This window comes from Streptomyces sp. NPDC002623 (assembly GCF_053592635.1).
Genome location: NZ_JBSFWB010000013.1, coordinates 1 through 15,172, shown reverse-complemented (window position 1 = coordinate 15,172; position 15,172 = coordinate 1). Strand labels below are relative to the sequence as shown.

Genomic DNA, 15,172 nt, shown 5'->3' with positions numbered 1-15,172 from the left:
TCACCCGTGACCCTCCCGCGCATCGCCCCCATGCTCGCCTCCCCGGGCCGGCTGCCGCCCGCCGCCCAGGACGCCCGGTGGGCCTACGAGACCAAGCAGGACGGGCAGCGGGCCGTCGTGTACCTCGCCGGGGACGGGAGCATCACCCTGCGCGCCCGTTCGGGGGAGGACATCACCGGCGCCTATCCCGAGCTGCGGCCGCTGGGCGCGGCGCTCGGCGCGACGCCGGCCGTGCTGGACGGGGAGGTGCTCGCCCTGGACGAACACGGGCGCGCCGACTTCCAGTTGCTGCAGTCCCGGATGGGGCTGGTGCAGGCGCCGGGCAAGGCCGCGCGGCTGGCGGCGGCAGCTCCGGTGCACCTCGTCCTGTTCGACGTGCTGCACCTGGGCGGGCGTTCCCTGCTCCCCGTGTCCTACCTGCGGCGCCGGGCCCGGCTGGAGGCGCTGGAGCTGGACGGGCCGTGCTGGTCGACGCCGGGCGCCCTGGTCGGACATGGGCGGGAGGCGCTGGAGGCGACCCGCGCGCACGGGCTGGAGGGGCTGGTCTGCAAACGGCTCGACTCGGTGTACGAACCGGGGGTGCGCTCCCGGTCCTGGATCAAGATCCGGAACATGTCGGTCGCGGACGTCCTGGTCGGCGGCTGGCTGCCCGGCAAGGGGCGGCTGACCGGGCTGCCCGGCGCCGTCCTCGTCGGACAGCGCGCCGCGACGGGTCTGCGGTACGTCGGCAACGTGGGCACCGGCTGGAGCGAGGCCGAGCGCGTCGAGCTCGCGGCGCTGCTGCGGACCGCCGAGACCGGGGTGTGCCCCTTCGACTCCGTGCCGCCGGCGGCGGGCGCGCACTGGGTCGTGCCCCGGTTGGTCGGCGAGGTCCGCTACCGCACGCGCACCCGGGCGGGGTTGCTGCGCCAGCCGTCGTGGCTGCGGCTACGTGTCGACCTGACGCCCGAGGAGTCGGCGGCGGACCTTCCGGACACTTCCGCCTGACCCGGCATCAGGTGACCAAGTATTGGGCTGTCCTTCATCACTGATACGCCTGCGACCTCTTGGCGCGGAAGTGAAAACCCTGGAAGCTGAACTTCCTTTTCCCCCACAGCCGTTCGGCTGCGCCCCCCTCACGAGGAGAACGCCGTGTCCTCAGCCACGTTCAAGGCCCACCGCAGGAGATGGCTCACCGGTCTCGCCGGTGCCGCCGCGCTGGTCCTCGCCGTCCCCTCGGCCGCCTTCGCCGCTCCTCCCCAGGCGCTCCCGCAGAACGCCGAGGCCGCCGAGCTGACGTACCAGCCCGCCTTCGACTACGACACGGACGGGTGCTACCCCACGCCCGCCATCGGACCCGACGGCTCGATCAACGGCGGTCTGAAGCCGACCGGTTCGCTCAGCGGCGACTGCCACGACGCCTCCGACCTGGACAACACCAACAGCTACTCGCGCTACAAGTGCAACAACGGCTGGTGCGCGTACATGTACAGCCTGTACTTCGAGAAGGACCAGGCGCTGGCGAACAGCAGCATAGGCGGGCACCGGCACGACTGGGAGCACGTCGTGGTCTGGGTGCAGAACGGCGCGGTGCAGTACGTCTCGACGTCCAACCACGGCTCGTTCACCGTGCACGCCGCGTCCACGGTGCGCTTCGAGGGCACCCACGCGAAGGCCGTCTACCACAAGGACGGCATCAGCACGCACTGCTTCCGGCTGGGCAACTCCAACGACGAGCCGCCGGAGAACGCCAAGGGCACCTGGCAGTACCCGCCGCTGGTCGGCTGGAACGGCTACCCGTCGGGCCTGCGGGACAAGTTGAGCGCGTACGACTTCGGCAGCGCCAACTTCGGTCTGAAGGACGCCAGCTTCGCCGGCAACCTGTCGTCGGCCAAGCCGTCCGGGATCTCCTTCGACCCCAACGCGTGACCCCGGGCCGGGATCGGCCCCGAGGCAGCACCCCGTGTTCGGGGCCGTCCCGGGGCCGGTCCTCGGCCACACTGAACCGACCGGTCCGTACCTCGACCGTGGACGGCGGCGCACGTACGCCGCATGATGTTCGGATGGATCTTCACGACGAACTGCCGTCGGCCGTCCCGGCGAAGGAGCTGCGCGCGCTCGCCGAGGGTCACCATGCCCGTGCCGTCCGCCCGTTGGGCGCCCAGGAGGTCGCCGGACACCTGGTCAAGGCGTACGCGATCGAGGCGCCGGGGCGGACGGTGACGGAGCGGGACGCCCGGGAGGCGCTGCGGGTCGCCGAGGGCCACCTGGCGCTCGGCGTGCTGCGGGGCTCGCTCGGCCTGGCCGTCGTGCTGGTGCACGCGGGCGGCGACGGGGACTACCTCCTGATCCACAACTGGATCGAGGGCCATATGTCGGACCTGGCGGTGTTCACCGGTCCGGCCGGCCGACCGGAGGCCCTGCGGCCCGCGAGAGCGGGGCTCGCCCCGTGCGTGTGGGAGGCCGCCGTCCTGGCCCATGAACGCGACGCCTTCGCACGGCAGGTCCTCGACGGCGCCGGCTCCCTCCCGGAGCGGCTCGCCGCGTGGGGCGCGGACATCGTCGAGGGAGACGTCAGGTGAGCGCCGCCCGGGTCCGGCACGCCGAGCGGTCGGATCTGCCGCGGGTCGCCGAACTGGCCGCCCAGCACGCGGAGTACGAGCGCGCCGCCCCGCCGGCCCCCGACCTCGCGGGGCGGCTGGCCGTGCTGCTCTTCGACGACCCCGCCCCCCGGCTGTGCTGTCTGGTCGCCGAACTGCCCGACGGCGAGCTGGTCGGCTACGCCACCTGCGCGCCCGAGCTCTCCACCTGGGAGGGCCGCGAGTACCTCCACATGGACTGTCTGTTCCTCGCCCCCGGCCACCGCGGCCTCGGACTGGGCCCGCTGATGCTGGACGCGGTCGCGGACCGGGCCCGCAGCCTGGGCCTGGCCGAGGTGCAGTGGCAGACCCCCGCCTGGAACCACGGCGCGATCCGCTTCTACGCCCGCAACGGCGCCCTGGGCACCGACAAACGGCGCTTCAGCCTGCGGGTGAACCCCTGAGACGCGAGGGGATGGGCGCCCGTCGGCTGTACGAGGCGCTGCGCGACGGAACGGCGGACCGCGACCCCGCCCCGGTCATGGCGGCCTGGCTGGCCCGCGCCGAGGGCGCCTACCGCACCGAACTCCTCGCGGGCGCCGGTGTGCTGGCCGCTCGCACCGGCCCGCAGGACCGGCGGGCGGAACTGCTCTGGGAGCTGTACGCGCTGAGCCGGGTCAGCGATGTGCTGCTGCTGTCCCGCCAGCCGCCGCCCGCCCCCGGCGAGGAGGACCGCCTCCATCACTGGCCCACGGTGGGACCGGACGAGTACGCGACCCTCTTCGCCGGGCTCGGGATGACGCCCTTCGAGGAGAGCGGGGCGTTCGACCCGTTCCGGCACGAGATCGTGGCGGTGGAGCAGGCCGAGGACCCGGACGAGCCGGTGCGGATCACCGGGGTGGTCTGGCCGGGGCTCCGGCTGGGACCCGTCCTGTTCGGCCGTGCCGGGGTCCGGGTGCGCGCGGGCGTCCGGCACGCCGAACGCGGGGTCGCCGACCGCTCGCCCCTGTACTGGACGTTTCTGCGCCGGCACCGCCCGACCGTCGACGAGTCCCTGGGCTGGGGGCACAACTCCCAGTGGCGTACGGACTTCAGGGTGGACGTCCGTACCGCCGAGGGCGACCTGCTCAACGCCGAGGGCCGCGACGACGCCCATTCGGTGCGGGACGACCCCCACACGGCCCTGCTGACGCCCGCCGAGCGGATCGACCTGCTGCGCCACCGCTGTCTGCTGCGCACGCCGGCGCGCGTCGCCGAGCTCGACGCCGTCTCGCCGGACTGGGCCACGGACCTCTACCCCTTCGACTGGCGGGCGAAGCGGTGACACGTGGCCGAAACCTGCAAGCGGTGCGGGGCACGGGCCGCGAGGGTCTATCGTGTCCCGCATGTCCGTTCCGGAACTGATCCGCATCGTCTCCCGCGACTCGCCCATGGCCCTGGCCCAAGTGGAGCGGGTCCGCGCGGAGTTGACCGTCCTGTATCCCGCCGTGCGCACCGAGGTCGTCCCGGTGAAGACCACCGGCGACAAGTGGATGGGCGACCTGTCCAAGGTCGACGGCAAGGGCGCGTTCACCAAGGAGGTCGACGCCGCGCTGCTGGCCGGTGAGGCGGATCTCGCGGTGCACTGCGTCAAGGACGTCCCCGCCGACCGGCCGCTCCCCGCGGGCACGGTGTTCGCCGCGTTCCTGCAGCGCGACGACATCCGGGACGCCCTGGTGCACCCGGGCGGCCTCACCCTGGACGAGCTGCCGGCCGGGACCCGCATCGGCACCTCCTCGGTGCGCCGGATCGCCCAGCTCGCCGCCACCCACCCGCACCTGGAGTGCGTGCCGTTCCGCGGCAACGCCAACCGGCGGCTGGAGAAGCTCGCGACGGGCGAGGCGGACGCGCTGCTGCTCGCGGTGTCCGGCCTGGAGCGCATCGACCGGCGTGACGTGATCAGCGAGGTGCTGTCGCCGGAGACGATGATGCCGCCGATCGGCGCGGGCATCCTCGCCCTGCAGTGCCGTGAGGGCGACAGCGAGCTGATCGACACGGTCAGCGGGCTCGGCGATCCGGCCACCCATCGGGAGGCCACGGCGGAGCGCATGTTCCTGCACGTCCTCCAGGGGCACTGCAACAGCCCGATCGCGGGCTTCGCGCGGGTCGACCGCAGCGGCGAACTGTCCCTGCGGGCCTGTGTGTTCACCCCGGACGGCAAGACCCGGCTGAACGCCCACGAGTGGGCGGGCCGCCTCGACCCGGCGACGCTCGGCACCTCGGTGGCGGTGTCGCTGCTGCGTCAGGGCGCGCGCGAGATCATCGACGGCATCCCGCACTGACCGTTCGACAGCCGCACGTACGGGAGAGGGCGTCGCCGGTCAGGCGGTGCCCTCTTCGGCCTGGTCGCGCAGGAAGTTGCTCACCTGGCGGGCCAGGCTGTCGCGGGCGGCCCCGGCCGAAGCCCCGCAGGCCCCCTCGTGCAGCCCCATGCCGCCCGTCCACAGCCGTCGGTCGGCCCAGTCGTCGTCGACCCGCAGCTGGATCTGGACGTCCACCTGCCCGAGGGACGCCTCGGGTCCCGCGGCGTACAGCACGGCGGTGACCCGGCGCAGCGGATAGACGTCGAAGCCCTCGATGAACTGCGAGTTGCGCCAGTCGATGAACGCGCTCTCGCCGTCCGGCCCGAGCCGTACGTCGATCTGGCCGTCCTCGAGATGGATCGTGGGGTTCAGGCTGCCCCGGTTCTCGACGGTCACCCGCAGGCTGAAATAGGTCAGCCCCTCGGCTGCGTCGTCGCGCCCCCGCGGCGGCTCGCTCTGCTCCATGCGGTGGACGCGGACCCGCAGACCGGCGTACTCGTCGTACTCATGCCAGTCCCCGACCACGTTCGGCTCGTACACAGTCCACCTCTCGACTTGCTACCGGCTGCTTCCTATCCGTGTGCCGAGCGCACTGTCAAATGAGCAGAATGCGCTGTGGCCAGGGAATTCAACCCCTTTGATCACTGATCAAGCCGTGCGCAGGGACAATCCGCCGACAGGCCGGGAAAGGGCTTGCCGGGGGCGTGCCGCACATCACGTCCCCGGCCAAGATCAGCGGGCCAGCCGCCCCAGGAGCGAGGAGGCCGCGGTGATGCCGAGCGCCGCCGCCACGATCAGCACCCCGAAGTCGAGGGCGAGGTGCGCGGGCGTGCCGAGGAGCAGCCCGCGCAGGGCGTCCACTTCGTAGCTGAGCGGGTTGACCTTGCTGACGGCCTGGAGCCAGCCCGGCATGATGTCGACCGGGTAGAGGGCGTTGGAGCCGAAGAACAGCGGCATGGTGATCGCCTGGCCGATGCCCATCAGCCGGTCGCGGCTCAGGACGATGCCCGCGATGGTCATCGACAGACAGGAGAAGAAGGCCGAGCCGAGGACGACGATCGCGGCGACCCCGAGCAGCTTGAGCGGGTTCCAGGTCAGGGCGACGCCGAGCAGGGCGGCGATGACGACCACGACGACCGCCTGGATCACCGACTTCACCCCGGCCGCGAACGCCTTGCCGGTGATCAGCGCGGAGCGCGGAGTGGGCGTCACCAGCAGCTTGTTCAGCACGCCGGCGTCCCGCTCCCAGATGATCTGGATGCCGTAGAAGATGGCGATGAACATCGCGGACTGGGCGATGATGCCGGGCGCCAGGTAGTCGATGTAGGGGATGCCGCCGGTCGGGATCGCCTTGATGCGGGTGAAGGTCTGGCCGAAGATCAGCAGCCACAGGGCGGGCTGGACGGCCCGGGTGTACAGCTCGGTGCGATCGTGGCGCAGCTTCTGCAGTTCGACGGCGCACAGGGCGGCGATCCTGGCGGGCAGCAGCAGCCGGCCGGCGCGGGGCCGGGGCGGCACCAGCAGCAGCTCGATGCCCTGGGCACGGGCGCGGTCAGCCGACGCGCTGGGCGGTGCGGCGGGTGCTTCGGACATCGCGGAAACCTCCTGCCTGCTCGTCGAGGCCGCTGCCGGCGACCTCCCGGAAGACGTCCTCCAGGGTCGGCAGCGGATCCGTGGCCGCCGCGCCCTCGGCCCGTCGGCGTTCGCCGAGCCCCTGCCGGAGCTCGACGGGGGTGCCGAGGGCGCGGATCCGGCCGCGGTGCATCAGGGCGACCCGGTCGCAGTACTGGTCGGCCTCGTCCATGTAGTGCGTGGTCACCAGGACCGTCATGCCGGTGGCCTCGCGGACGGCCGTGATGTGCTCCCAGACACTCGTTCGGGCGATCGGGTCGAGGCCGATGGTCGGCTCGTCGAGGATCAGCAGCCGGGGCGCGCTGACCAGGGCCTGGGCCAGTTCGAGGCGGCGGACCATGCCGCCGGAGTAGGTGCCGGCCAGCCGGTCGGCGGCCTCCGAGAGGTCGACGGCGGCCAGCGCCTGCCCGACGCGTGCGGCCCGTTCGCGCCGGGGCACGTCGAAGACCCGGGCGAACAGGGCGACGTTCTCCCGGCCGGTCAGGCCCGCGTCCGCGGAGAGCTGCTGCGGCACATAGCCGAGCAGTCGGCGTACGGCCATCCGGTCCCCGGCGGCGTCGTGGCCGAAGACGCGCACCATGCCGGAGGGGACCGGCAGCAGCGTGGTGATGCAGCGGATGGCGGTGGTCTTGCCGGCTCCGTTGGGCCCGAGCAGGCCGAAGACCTCGCCCTCCCGGACGGTCAGCTCCAGCCCGTCGACGGCCCGGGTGTCGCCGAACGCGTACGCGAGCCGCGTACAGGCGACGGCGTCCGGGGCGGTGTCAGCGTCGGTGTCGGTGTCGGTCGTCATGAGTCCTCGGCCTCCTCGTGCAGATCGACGGCGAGTGCGCGCAGGGCCGGGAGCGCCGCGCGCAGGGCCTCCCGGTCGGCGGCGTCGAGCCGGGCGACGTGTCGGCCGACGAGCGCGGCGCGCCGTGCCTGCCAGGCCCGCAGCCGGGTCTCGGCCGCCTCGGTGAGCAGCAGTCGGGCGGCCCGCCGGTCGGCCGGGTCCTGCTCCCGGACCAGGTAGCCGTCCTTGACCAGCTGGTTGACGAGGGTCGAGACGGAGTTGCCCGCGAGGTACAGCTCCTTCGCGGCCTCCGACACGCCGATCCCGGGCCGGGTCTCGACCAGCCGGAGCAGCTCGACCTCGGCGCCCCGCAGCCGCGGCACGGTCAGCCCGGCCCGCAGCCGCCTCCTGAGCAGCCGCTGGACGCCGACGAGCGCGTCGGCGAGCTCTTCCGGGAACGTCTCGTCCTCCGCGTCTCCTGCCACACATCCGACATTACCTCTGTGTCAGAGGTAATCGGCTCAAGGGAAGGTCAAGAGCGGGGGTCAAGAGCAACGCTGTATAAATAGGTGAATACCGTTTCAAAATGCTCGATGCCGGGAATCGGGCACGAAGTGCTTCGGACAGGAGGCACGTCCGTGGGACCCGGCACCCTCCTGAGGGAGGCGCGCATCATGCGTACGACGACCGTCCGATCCAGGCAGCACCCCCACGACGACGCCCCGGACACCACCGATGCCTTCGTACGGCTGACCGGGCTGCCCGACGGGCCGGAGCGCCAGGCGCTCAAGGACGAGCTGGTCCGCCTCTGGCTGCCCATGGCCGAGCGGATAGCCGTCCGGTTCCGGGGACGCGGCGAGGCCCTGGAGGACCTGTACCAGGTCGCGGCCCTGGGTCTCGTCAAGGCCGTCGATCACTACGATCCGGACCGCGGCCGCGCCTTCGAGGCATACGCGGTGCCGACGATCACGGGGGAGATCAAGCGCCACTTCCGCGATCACATGTGGACGCTGCACGTGCCGCGCCGGGTCCAGGACCTGCGCAACCGGGTCCGGCACGCCGCGAAGGAGCTGGCCCAGACGACTCCGGGACGGTCGCCGACCGACGCCGAGATCGCCGCGTACGCGCAGCTGACCGAGGACGAGGTGCGCACCGGCGCGGAGGCGCTGGAGTGCTTCACCGCGCTGTCGCTGGAGGCCGAGCTGCCCGGCACCGACGGCTACGCCCTCGAGGACGCCCTCGGCGTCCCCGACCCCGGCTTCGACACGGTCGTCGACCGGGTGGCCGTCGCACCCTGTCTGCGGGCGCTGCCCGAACGCGAACGGACCATCCTCTACCTGCGGTTCTTCGCGGGCATGACACAGAGCCGGATCGCGGAGCAGCTGGGCATCTCGCAGATGCACGTCTCGCGGCTGCTGAGCGGTCTCCTCGCACGGCTGCGCGAGGAGATCGAGGGGATCGCCGCCGAGACGAACCCGCCGGCCCCGAACTGACCTCGCCCGGATCACTCGGCAGGCGCCTCGGACGGTTCCGGCCGGACACTGGTGGTGAACCGCCCGCCCGCCGACCGAGAGACCAGGAACGCGAGTGCCATGAACCATCGCCCGACCCCCGCCTCCGGTGCGCGGAGAGCCGTCTCCACGCAGTCCGTGTTCGGCGCGCCCTGCTGGGTGAGCCTGACCAGCCGCGATCTGGAGACCACTCAGGACTTCTACGGCGCCGTGCTGGGCTGGGAGTGGCGTCGGGGTGTGCTCGGCGACCACTTCCGCACGGCACTGGTCGGCAACGTCCCGGTCGCCGGGGTGGCCGCCGTCGCGTCGATGTGGCAGATGGCGGTCGCCTGGACGCCGTACTTCGCCGTGCCCAGCGCGGACGAGGCGGCGTCCCGGGCCCGGGAGCGCGGCGGGACCGTGGCCGTGGGGCCGATCTCGCTCCCGCCGGGCCGGGCGGTGCTGCTGGCCGACCGGGACGGCGCGACCTTCGGCGTCTGGGAGGGGGAGCTGATCGGCAACTGGGAGGCCTGGCGGCAGGCGGCGCCCGCCTTCATCAGACTCCACACGCGGGACGCGTTCGACTCCGCCATCTTCTACGGCGAGCTCCTCGACTGGGCCACGGACCGTCCCGGCGCCTGCGAGGTCCGCTACGAGGGCGGTGAGGTCGTGCTGCGCAGCCGGGGCGATGTCGTGGCGCGGATCGAGTCGGGCGCGCTGGAGGCGGCGCCCGACCCGACGATCCGTCCGCACTGGCAGGTCCACTTCGCCGTGGCGGACGTGGCGGCGTGCGCGCGGGCGGCGGAGAAGCACGGCGGCAGCGTGCTGGTCGAGACCGAACACGAGGCGGTCCTGCGGGATCCGGACGGCGCCCAGTTCACGGTGACCTCGCGCCGGGAGCACTGAACTCCGGCTCCCGCTCCCCTGCTCCTCCCCTACTCCGAGCGCTTCGGGGGCCGCGCCAGCACGATCAGGCTGCGGGCCTCCAGCGTCACCTGCGCGCCCGCCTTGTACTCGGTCTCGTCGGGCCCGCCGTCCGGATCCACGGTGTCGGCGCACACCGTCCAGCGTTCGCCGTACGCGGCGCCGGGCAGCCGGAAGACGACCGGTTCCCAGTAGCTGTTGAACAGCAGCAGGAACGAGTCGTCGACGAGGGGCCGGCCGCGCGGGTCGGGCTCGGCGATGGCGTCGCCGTTGAGGAAGACGCCGACGCTGTGCGCGTCGGCGCGCTGCCAGTCACGGGCGGTCATCTCGCGTGCGTCCGGCAGCAGCCAGACCAGGTCGGGCAGGGGCTGCCCGGCGGTTCTGACGGTCGCGCCGCGGAAGAAGCGCCGCCGCCGCAGCACGGGGTGGGCGGCGCGCAGCGCGACGAGGCTTCGGCAGAAGTCGGTGAGGGCCCGCTGCTCGTCGGTCAACCGCCAGTCGGTCCAGGAGACTTCGTTGTCCTGGCAGTAGGCGTTGTTGTTGCCGCGCTGGGTGCGGCCGAGTTCGTCGCCGTGGGACAGCATCGGGATGCCCTGTGACAGCAGCAGCGTGGCGAGCAGGTTGCGCTGCTGCCGGGCGCGCAGTGCGAGGACCGCCGGGCGGTCGGTGGGGCCCTCGGTCCCGCAGTTCCAGGACCGGTTGACGCTCTCGCCGTCCCGGTTGCCCTCGCCGTTGGCCTCGTTGTGCTTGTCGTTGTACGAGACGAGGTCGCGCAGGGTGAAACCGTCGTGCGCGGTGACGAAGTTGACGCTGGCGCGCGGCCGGCGCCTGCTGTGGTCGTACAGGTCGGAGGAGCCGGTCAGCCGGGAGGCGAACTCGCCCAGCGAGCCGGGTTCCGCGCGCCAGAAGTCCCGTACGGCGTCGCGGTAGCGGCCGTTCCACTCCGACCACAGGGGCGGGAAGTTGCCCACCTGGTAGCCGCCCTCGCCGACGTCCCAGGGCTCGGCGATCAGCTTGACGCGGCTGATCACCGGGTCCTGCTGGATGAGGTCGAAGAACGCGGACAGCCGGTCCACCTCGTGGAACTGCCGGGCGAGGGTGGCGGCGAGATCGAAGCGGAAGCCGTCGACGTGCATCTCGGTCACCCAGTACCGCAGCGAGTCCATGATCAGCTGAAGGACGTACGGGTGCCGCATGAGCAGGCTGTTGCCGGTGCCCGTGGTGTCGTAGTAGTGCGACCAGTCGCCGTCCACGAGCCGGTAGTAGGAGGCATTGTCGATGCCGCGGAAGGAGAGGGTGGGGCCCTTCTCGCTGCCCTCGGCGGTGTGGTTGTAGACGACGTCGAGGATCACCTCGAGTCCGGCCGCGTGCAGCGCCTTCACCATGGTCTTGAACTCGGTGACCTGCCCGCCGCGGCTGCCGTGGGCGGCGTAGGCGTTGTGCGGGGCGAAGAAGCCGATGGTGTTGTAGCCCCAGTAGTTGGACAGCCCCCGGTCCTTCAGCACGCCGTCCTGGACGTACTGGTGTACGGGCATCAGCTCGATCGCCGTCACGCCCAGCGAGGTGAGGTGCTCCGTCACCGCGGGGTGCGCGAGACCGGCGTAGGTGCCGCGCAGCGCGGGCGGCACGTCGGGGTGGGTGCGGGTCAGCCCGCGCACATGGGCCTCGTAGATCACCGTGTCGGCGTAGGGGCGCCGGCGCGGTTCGTCGTCGCCCCAGTCGAAGGCGGGGTCGGTGACCACGCCGAGCAGGGTGTGTCCGGCGCTGTCCGCGGGGTCGGGGCTCTCGCCGGCCCGTTCGAGGAGCGCGGCGTGGTTGTCGATCTGCCCGTCGACGGCCCGTGCGTAGGGGTCGAGGAGCAGTTTCGCCGGGTTGCAGCGGTGGCCGGCATCGGGGTCCCACGGCCCGTGCACCCGAAAGCCGTAGCGCTGCCCGGGACCGGTCCCGGGCAGGTAGGCGTGCCAGACGAAGCCGTCGACCTCGGTCAGCGGGACCTCGCGGGCGGTGCCGTCGTCGTCGACGAGGACGAGGTCGACGCGCTGGGCGACCTCGCTGAACAGCGCGAAGTTGGTGCCCTGTCCGTCGAAGTCGGCGCCCAACGGGTAGGGGTGCCCGCTCCAGGCGGGCACCCCTGCACTGCGGTGTGTCCGGTTCCGCCGTGAGGTCACCGGGCGGCCGCCAGGACGCCGCACGCCTCGCGCTCCGGGGCGGCCAGGGCCGCTGCCGGCAGCTCCCTGGGCACCCGCAGCACCTCGCGCAGGCTCGGCGTCGGCGCGGTGGGCACGAGCGGCACACGTTCGCCGGAACGGGCCCGCTGGGAGAACCAGATGACCTTGCTGCCGGTGTCGGTGGCGCAGCACCCCCAGCCGTCGCTCATCGCGGCGATCCGCTCCAGACAGGAGCGCAGGTCCTGGTCGGGGCGCAGCCGGCGGTCGTCGCCGCCGACGGCGGTGATCAGATGCTGGCCGTTCCACCACATCTCGATCGAGATGCGTTTGTCCGTGGCGTGTTCGTCGATGGCCCTCAGCAGCATCTCGGCGCCGTGGCAGACGGGCTCGACGAGCGTCTCGAGGTCCCAGTACCTCAGATGAGCGGCCAGTATGCGCCTGACCTGGGCGACCCGTTCCGGACTCACGTCCACGTCGAGGTGGTAGTAGCAGGGGACTGCGGTCTTCATCTCGTTCGCTCCTCACCGGCGAGGCTCCCGCTCCTCCTCGGCCCGACAGGTCGAGTTACCCGACACGAAGCGTGAGCGGCAATCGCTTCTGAGTCACAACCACAGTGGGGCTGCTACGCCATTCGTGCAACACGAGCACACCACAACCAAGATCCAACAGGACGTTGGGTGATGCGCCGTGCACCATAAGTGAAGGCCTCGGGAGGTTGGACGCTTTCGCGCCTCTGTGTGAAGGGCCTCGCTGCATGAGCCGACCCGCTCGCCTCGAGCGACGTACCTCTTGAACTCCCGGAAGGTGAACCGCGCGATGCTGCAACCAGCGAAGACCGAAGTCGCCAGAACCCTGCGCAGTTACCGCGCCTGGGAGCGGGCCATGCTCGCGCGCCCCGGCGACCGCGCGGCGCGGGCGACCTTCGAGGACTGCGGCTACACGTTGTGCGTGCTGATGGGCAAGCGCTGCGCACGGGAGGCCGCCGAGGCCGCCGAACAGTATCTGCGGGCCGGTGCGGACGCCCGCCTGCTGCAGCGCAGGGCGCCGAGCCGGCGGAACGGGGTCGCAACGCTCGCCGTGACCCGCCCGCTGCGCTGCCTGCCCGCGGAGACGTAACGCCACGCGGGTGCAGGTCGTTGGCCCAACACCGGGCGAACAACGCCATTTTCAGCAAGCGGAGGTGCAAGCGTGAAGTCCACCAGGGCGATCGGCCGTATCCCGGTGAGGGACGTCGAACCGCGCGTGGAGTGCGGCAGGCGGCCGGCGAAAGCCGTGACCGGGGAGACGGTGCGGATCTCCGCGACGGTGTTTCGCGAGGGCCACGACGCCATCGGCGCCAACGTGGTCCTCAAGAGCCCGGACGGCGACCGCGGGCCCTGGACGCCGATGCGCGAACTCGCCCCCGGCAGCGACCGCTGGGGCGCCGATGTGACCCTGGAGACCATGGGTCGCTGGACCTACGTCGTGGAGGCCTGGAGCGACCCGATCGCCACCTGGCGCCGCCACGCGGAGATCAAGATCCCGGCGGGGATCGACCCGGGTCTGGTCCTGGAGGAGGGCGGCCGCCTCTTCGAGCGCGCCGCCGCCAAGGCCCCGCGCGGCCCGGAGCGCACCCTCCTGCGGGAGACGGCGAAGAAGCTGCTCGACGACTCCGCGCCGGTCGACGAGCGCTACGCGGCGGCCTCGACGCCGGAGGTGGCCGCGCTCCTCGCCCGTCGCCCGCTGCGGGAACTGGTATCCGCCGCCGAGCCGCTGCCGCTGCTGGTCGAGCGGGAACGGGCCCTGTACGGGGCCTGGTACGAATTCTTCCCGCGCTCCGAGGGCACCCCCGAGCGCCCGCACGGCACCTTCCGCACCGCCGCGCGCAGACTGCCCGCGATCGCCGCGATGGGCTTCGACGTCGTCTATCTGCCACCGATCCACCCCATCGGCACGACGTTCCGCAAGGGCCGCAACAACACGTTGAACGCCGAGCCGGACGACGTCGGCGTGCCGTGGGCGATCGGCTCGCCGGAGGGCGGGCACGACGCCGTCCACCCGGAGCTGGGCACGCTGGAGGACTTCGCCTGGTTCGTGGAACAGGCCAAGGGCCACGGGCTGGAGATCGCCCTCGACTTCGCCCTGCAGTGCTCCCCCGACCACCCCTGGGTGCACAAGCACTCCGAGTGGTTCCACCACCGCCCCGACGGCACGATCGCCTACGCCGAGAACCCGCCGAAGAAGTACCAGGACATCTACCCGCTCGCCTTCGACGCCGACATGAAGGGGCTGATCTCCGAGACCGTCCGCGTGCTGCGGCACTGGATGTCCTACGGGGTGCGGATCTTCCGCGTCGACAACCCGCACACCAAGCCGCTCGTGTTCTGGGAGCGGGTCATCGCGGACGTCAACCGCACGGATCCCGACGTGATCTTCCTGGCCGAGGCCTTCACCCGGCCCGCGATGATGCACGCCCTCGCCCAGATCGGCTTCCAGCAGTCCTACACGTACTTCACCTGGCGCAACACCAAGCAGGAACTGACGGAGTACCTCACGGAGCTGTCGGGGGACGCCGCCGCCTACATGCGGCCCAACCTCTTCCCCAACACCCCCGACATCCTGCACGCCCACCTCCAGCACGGCGGACGCCCCGCCTTCGAGTCCCGTGCCGTCCTGGCCGCCACCCTCTCCCCTGCCTGGGGCGTCTACAGCGGCTACGAACTCTGCGAGAACACCCCGCTCGAGCCGGGGAGCGAGGAGTACCTCGACTCCGAGAAGTACCAGCTCAAGGCGCGCGACTGGGCGGCAGCCGAACGTGAGGGCCGCAGCCTCGCGCCCCTGATCACGAAGCTCAACGCGATCCGGCGGGCCAACCCGGCGCTGCACCGGCTGCGCAACCTCCGTTTCCACGACACGGACAACCCTGCCGTCATCGCGTACAGCAAGCGCGCGGGTTCGAACACGGTTCTGGTGGTCGTCAACCTCGACCCCCACCACACCCAGGAGGCCACGGTCTCGTTGGACATGCCGCAACTCGGCCTGGACCACGGCACAGCTCTGTCCGTCCGCGACGAACTGACAGGGACCGCATACGCCTGGGGAAGCACGAACTATGTGCGCCTGGAGCCCGGCCGGACGCCTGCCCACGTGTTCCACGTCCGGTGACCCGCACCGCCGATCGGAGGCTCCAGACCGCCATGACCGTCAACTCGCCCGTTCCGGACACCTTCGAGGACACTCCCGCCAAGGACCGCGACCCCGAGTGGTTCAAACGCGCCGTGTTCTACGAAGTCCTCGTCCGCTCCTTCCA

The 15,172-nt window shown here is 71.8% G+C and carries 16 protein-coding genes; 10 read left to right on the top strand and 6 right to left on the bottom strand.

The annotated features are described in order from the left end of the window. The first annotated feature begins 6 nt into the window (after positions 1-6). From ACWD4O_RS23820 to hemC, 6 genes are all read left to right on the top strand, one after another. Complete coding sequence (locus tag ACWD4O_RS23820) at positions 7-987, top strand: ATP-dependent DNA ligase (RefSeq protein WP_451282617.1); 981 nt, start codon at positions 7-9, stop codon at positions 985-987. A 144-nt stretch (positions 988-1,131) separates the two neighbouring features. After that, complete coding sequence (locus tag ACWD4O_RS23815) at positions 1,132-1,908, top strand: NPP1 family protein (protein ID WP_451282615.1); 777 nt, start codon at positions 1,132-1,134, stop codon at positions 1,906-1,908. A 134-nt stretch (positions 1,909-2,042) separates the two neighbouring features. Next, positions 2,043-2,561 carry a hypothetical protein gene (locus ACWD4O_RS23810; RefSeq protein WP_451282613.1) on the top strand — a complete coding sequence of 173 codons (519 nt, stop codon included), beginning with the start codon at positions 2,043-2,045 and terminating at the stop codon, positions 2,559-2,561. Beyond that, positions 2,558-3,022 carry an N-acetyltransferase family protein gene (locus ACWD4O_RS23805; protein WP_451282611.1) on the top strand — a complete coding sequence of 155 codons (465 nt, stop codon included), beginning with the start codon at positions 2,558-2,560 and terminating at the stop codon, positions 3,020-3,022. Before ACWD4O_RS23810 ends, ACWD4O_RS23805 begins: the two co-directional genes overlap by 4 nt. A gap of 11 nt (positions 3,023-3,033) precedes the next feature. Then, entirely contained in the window at positions 3,034-3,882 is an 849-nt protein-coding gene (locus ACWD4O_RS23800) for a hypothetical protein (RefSeq protein ID WP_451282609.1), read from the top strand. Between the two features lie 61 nt (positions 3,883-3,943). Continuing rightward, positions 3,944-4,879 (top strand): hydroxymethylbilane synthase, encoded by a 936-nt coding sequence (gene hemC / locus ACWD4O_RS23795; protein WP_451282607.1) that lies wholly within the window; start codon positions 3,944-3,946, stop codon positions 4,877-4,879. A gap of 39 nt (positions 4,880-4,918) precedes the next feature. On the opposite strand, the gene ACWD4O_RS23790 is transcribed toward hemC, so the two are convergent. The 4 genes from ACWD4O_RS23790 to ACWD4O_RS23775 form a co-directional block, all read right to left on the bottom strand. Next, entirely contained in the window at positions 4,919-5,440 is a 522-nt protein-coding gene (locus ACWD4O_RS23790) for a hypothetical protein (RefSeq protein WP_351920348.1), read from the bottom strand. 192 nt (positions 5,441-5,632) lie between these two features. Continuing rightward, on the bottom strand, positions 5,633-6,493 hold the full coding sequence (locus ACWD4O_RS23785) for an ABC transporter permease (protein ID WP_451282605.1): 861 nt from the start codon (positions 6,491-6,493) through the stop codon (positions 5,633-5,635). Then, the gene (locus tag ACWD4O_RS23780; RefSeq protein WP_451282603.1) at positions 6,453-7,322 is read right to left on the bottom strand and encodes an ATP-binding cassette domain-containing protein; all 870 of its coding nucleotides are present in this window, start codon (positions 7,320-7,322) and stop codon (positions 6,453-6,455) included. Before ACWD4O_RS23780 ends, ACWD4O_RS23785 begins: the two co-directional genes overlap by 41 nt. Further along, positions 7,319-7,786 (bottom strand): MarR family winged helix-turn-helix transcriptional regulator, encoded by a 468-nt coding sequence (locus ACWD4O_RS23775; RefSeq protein ID WP_450947511.1) that lies wholly within the window; start codon positions 7,784-7,786, stop codon positions 7,319-7,321. Before ACWD4O_RS23775 ends, ACWD4O_RS23780 begins: the two co-directional genes overlap by 4 nt. A gap of 189 nt (positions 7,787-7,975) precedes the next feature. Here ACWD4O_RS23775 and ACWD4O_RS23770 point away from each other — a divergent pair, with 189 nt between their 5' ends. Both ACWD4O_RS23770 and ACWD4O_RS23765 read left to right on the top strand, forming a co-directional pair. Next, positions 7,976-8,794, top strand: a complete 819-nt coding sequence (locus ACWD4O_RS23770) for a SigB/SigF/SigG family RNA polymerase sigma factor (RefSeq protein ID WP_451282601.1) — start codon at positions 7,976-7,978, stop codon at positions 8,792-8,794. A gap of 99 nt (positions 8,795-8,893) precedes the next feature. After that, on the top strand, positions 8,894-9,697 hold the full coding sequence (locus tag ACWD4O_RS23765) for a VOC family protein (RefSeq protein WP_451282599.1): 804 nt from the start codon (positions 8,894-8,896) through the stop codon (positions 9,695-9,697). A 29-nt stretch (positions 9,698-9,726) separates the two neighbouring features. On the opposite strand, the gene glgX is transcribed toward ACWD4O_RS23765, so the two are convergent. Both glgX and ACWD4O_RS23755 read right to left on the bottom strand, forming a co-directional pair. After that, positions 9,727-11,844 (bottom strand): glycogen debranching protein GlgX, encoded by a 2,118-nt coding sequence (gene glgX, locus ACWD4O_RS23760; protein WP_451282598.1) that lies wholly within the window; start codon positions 11,842-11,844, stop codon positions 9,727-9,729. Positions 11,845-11,879: 35 nt separating this feature from the next. Then, positions 11,880-12,392 carry a pep a2 gene (locus ACWD4O_RS23755; protein WP_451282596.1) on the bottom strand — a complete coding sequence of 171 codons (513 nt, stop codon included), beginning with the start codon at positions 12,390-12,392 and terminating at the stop codon, positions 11,880-11,882. A gap of 307 nt (positions 12,393-12,699) precedes the next feature. On the opposite strand from ACWD4O_RS23755, the gene ACWD4O_RS23750 reads away from it, so the two are divergent. Further along, positions 12,700-12,999, top strand: a complete 300-nt coding sequence (locus ACWD4O_RS23750) for a DUF5133 domain-containing protein (protein ID WP_450947506.1) — start codon at positions 12,700-12,702, stop codon at positions 12,997-12,999. A gap of 72 nt (positions 13,000-13,071) precedes the next feature. Next, on the top strand, positions 13,072-15,027 hold the full coding sequence (locus ACWD4O_RS23745; RefSeq protein WP_451282594.1) for an alpha-1,4-glucan--maltose-1-phosphate maltosyltransferase: 1,956 nt from the start codon (positions 13,072-13,074) through the stop codon (positions 15,025-15,027). Positions 15,028-15,172 lie beyond the last annotated feature (145 nt).

Coding starts and splice junctions, on each gene's coding strand:
- ACWD4O_RS23785 (WP_451282605.1), bottom strand. CDS start 6,493: ATGTCCGAAGCACCCGCCGCACCGCCCAGCGCGTCGGCTGACCGCGCC.
- ACWD4O_RS23780 (WP_451282603.1), bottom strand. CDS start 7,322: ATGACGACCGACACCGACACCGACGCTGACACCGCCCCGGACGCCGTC.
- ACWD4O_RS23750 (WP_450947506.1), top strand. CDS start 12,700: ATGCTGCAACCAGCGAAGACCGAAGTCGCCAGAACCCTGCGCAGTTAC.
- ACWD4O_RS23810 (WP_451282613.1), top strand. CDS start 2,043: ATGGATCTTCACGACGAACTGCCGTCGGCCGTCCCGGCGAAGGAGCTG.
- ACWD4O_RS23770 (WP_451282601.1), top strand. CDS start 7,976: ATGCGTACGACGACCGTCCGATCCAGGCAGCACCCCCACGACGACGCC.
- ACWD4O_RS23755 (WP_451282596.1), bottom strand. CDS start 12,392: ATGAAGACCGCAGTCCCCTGCTACTACCACCTCGACGTGGACGTGAGT.
- hemC (WP_451282607.1), top strand. CDS start 3,944: ATGTCCGTTCCGGAACTGATCCGCATCGTCTCCCGCGACTCGCCCATG.
- ACWD4O_RS23800 (WP_451282609.1), top strand. CDS start 3,034: ATGGGCGCCCGTCGGCTGTACGAGGCGCTGCGCGACGGAACGGCGGAC.
- ACWD4O_RS23765 (WP_451282599.1), top strand. CDS start 8,894: ATGAACCATCGCCCGACCCCCGCCTCCGGTGCGCGGAGAGCCGTCTCC.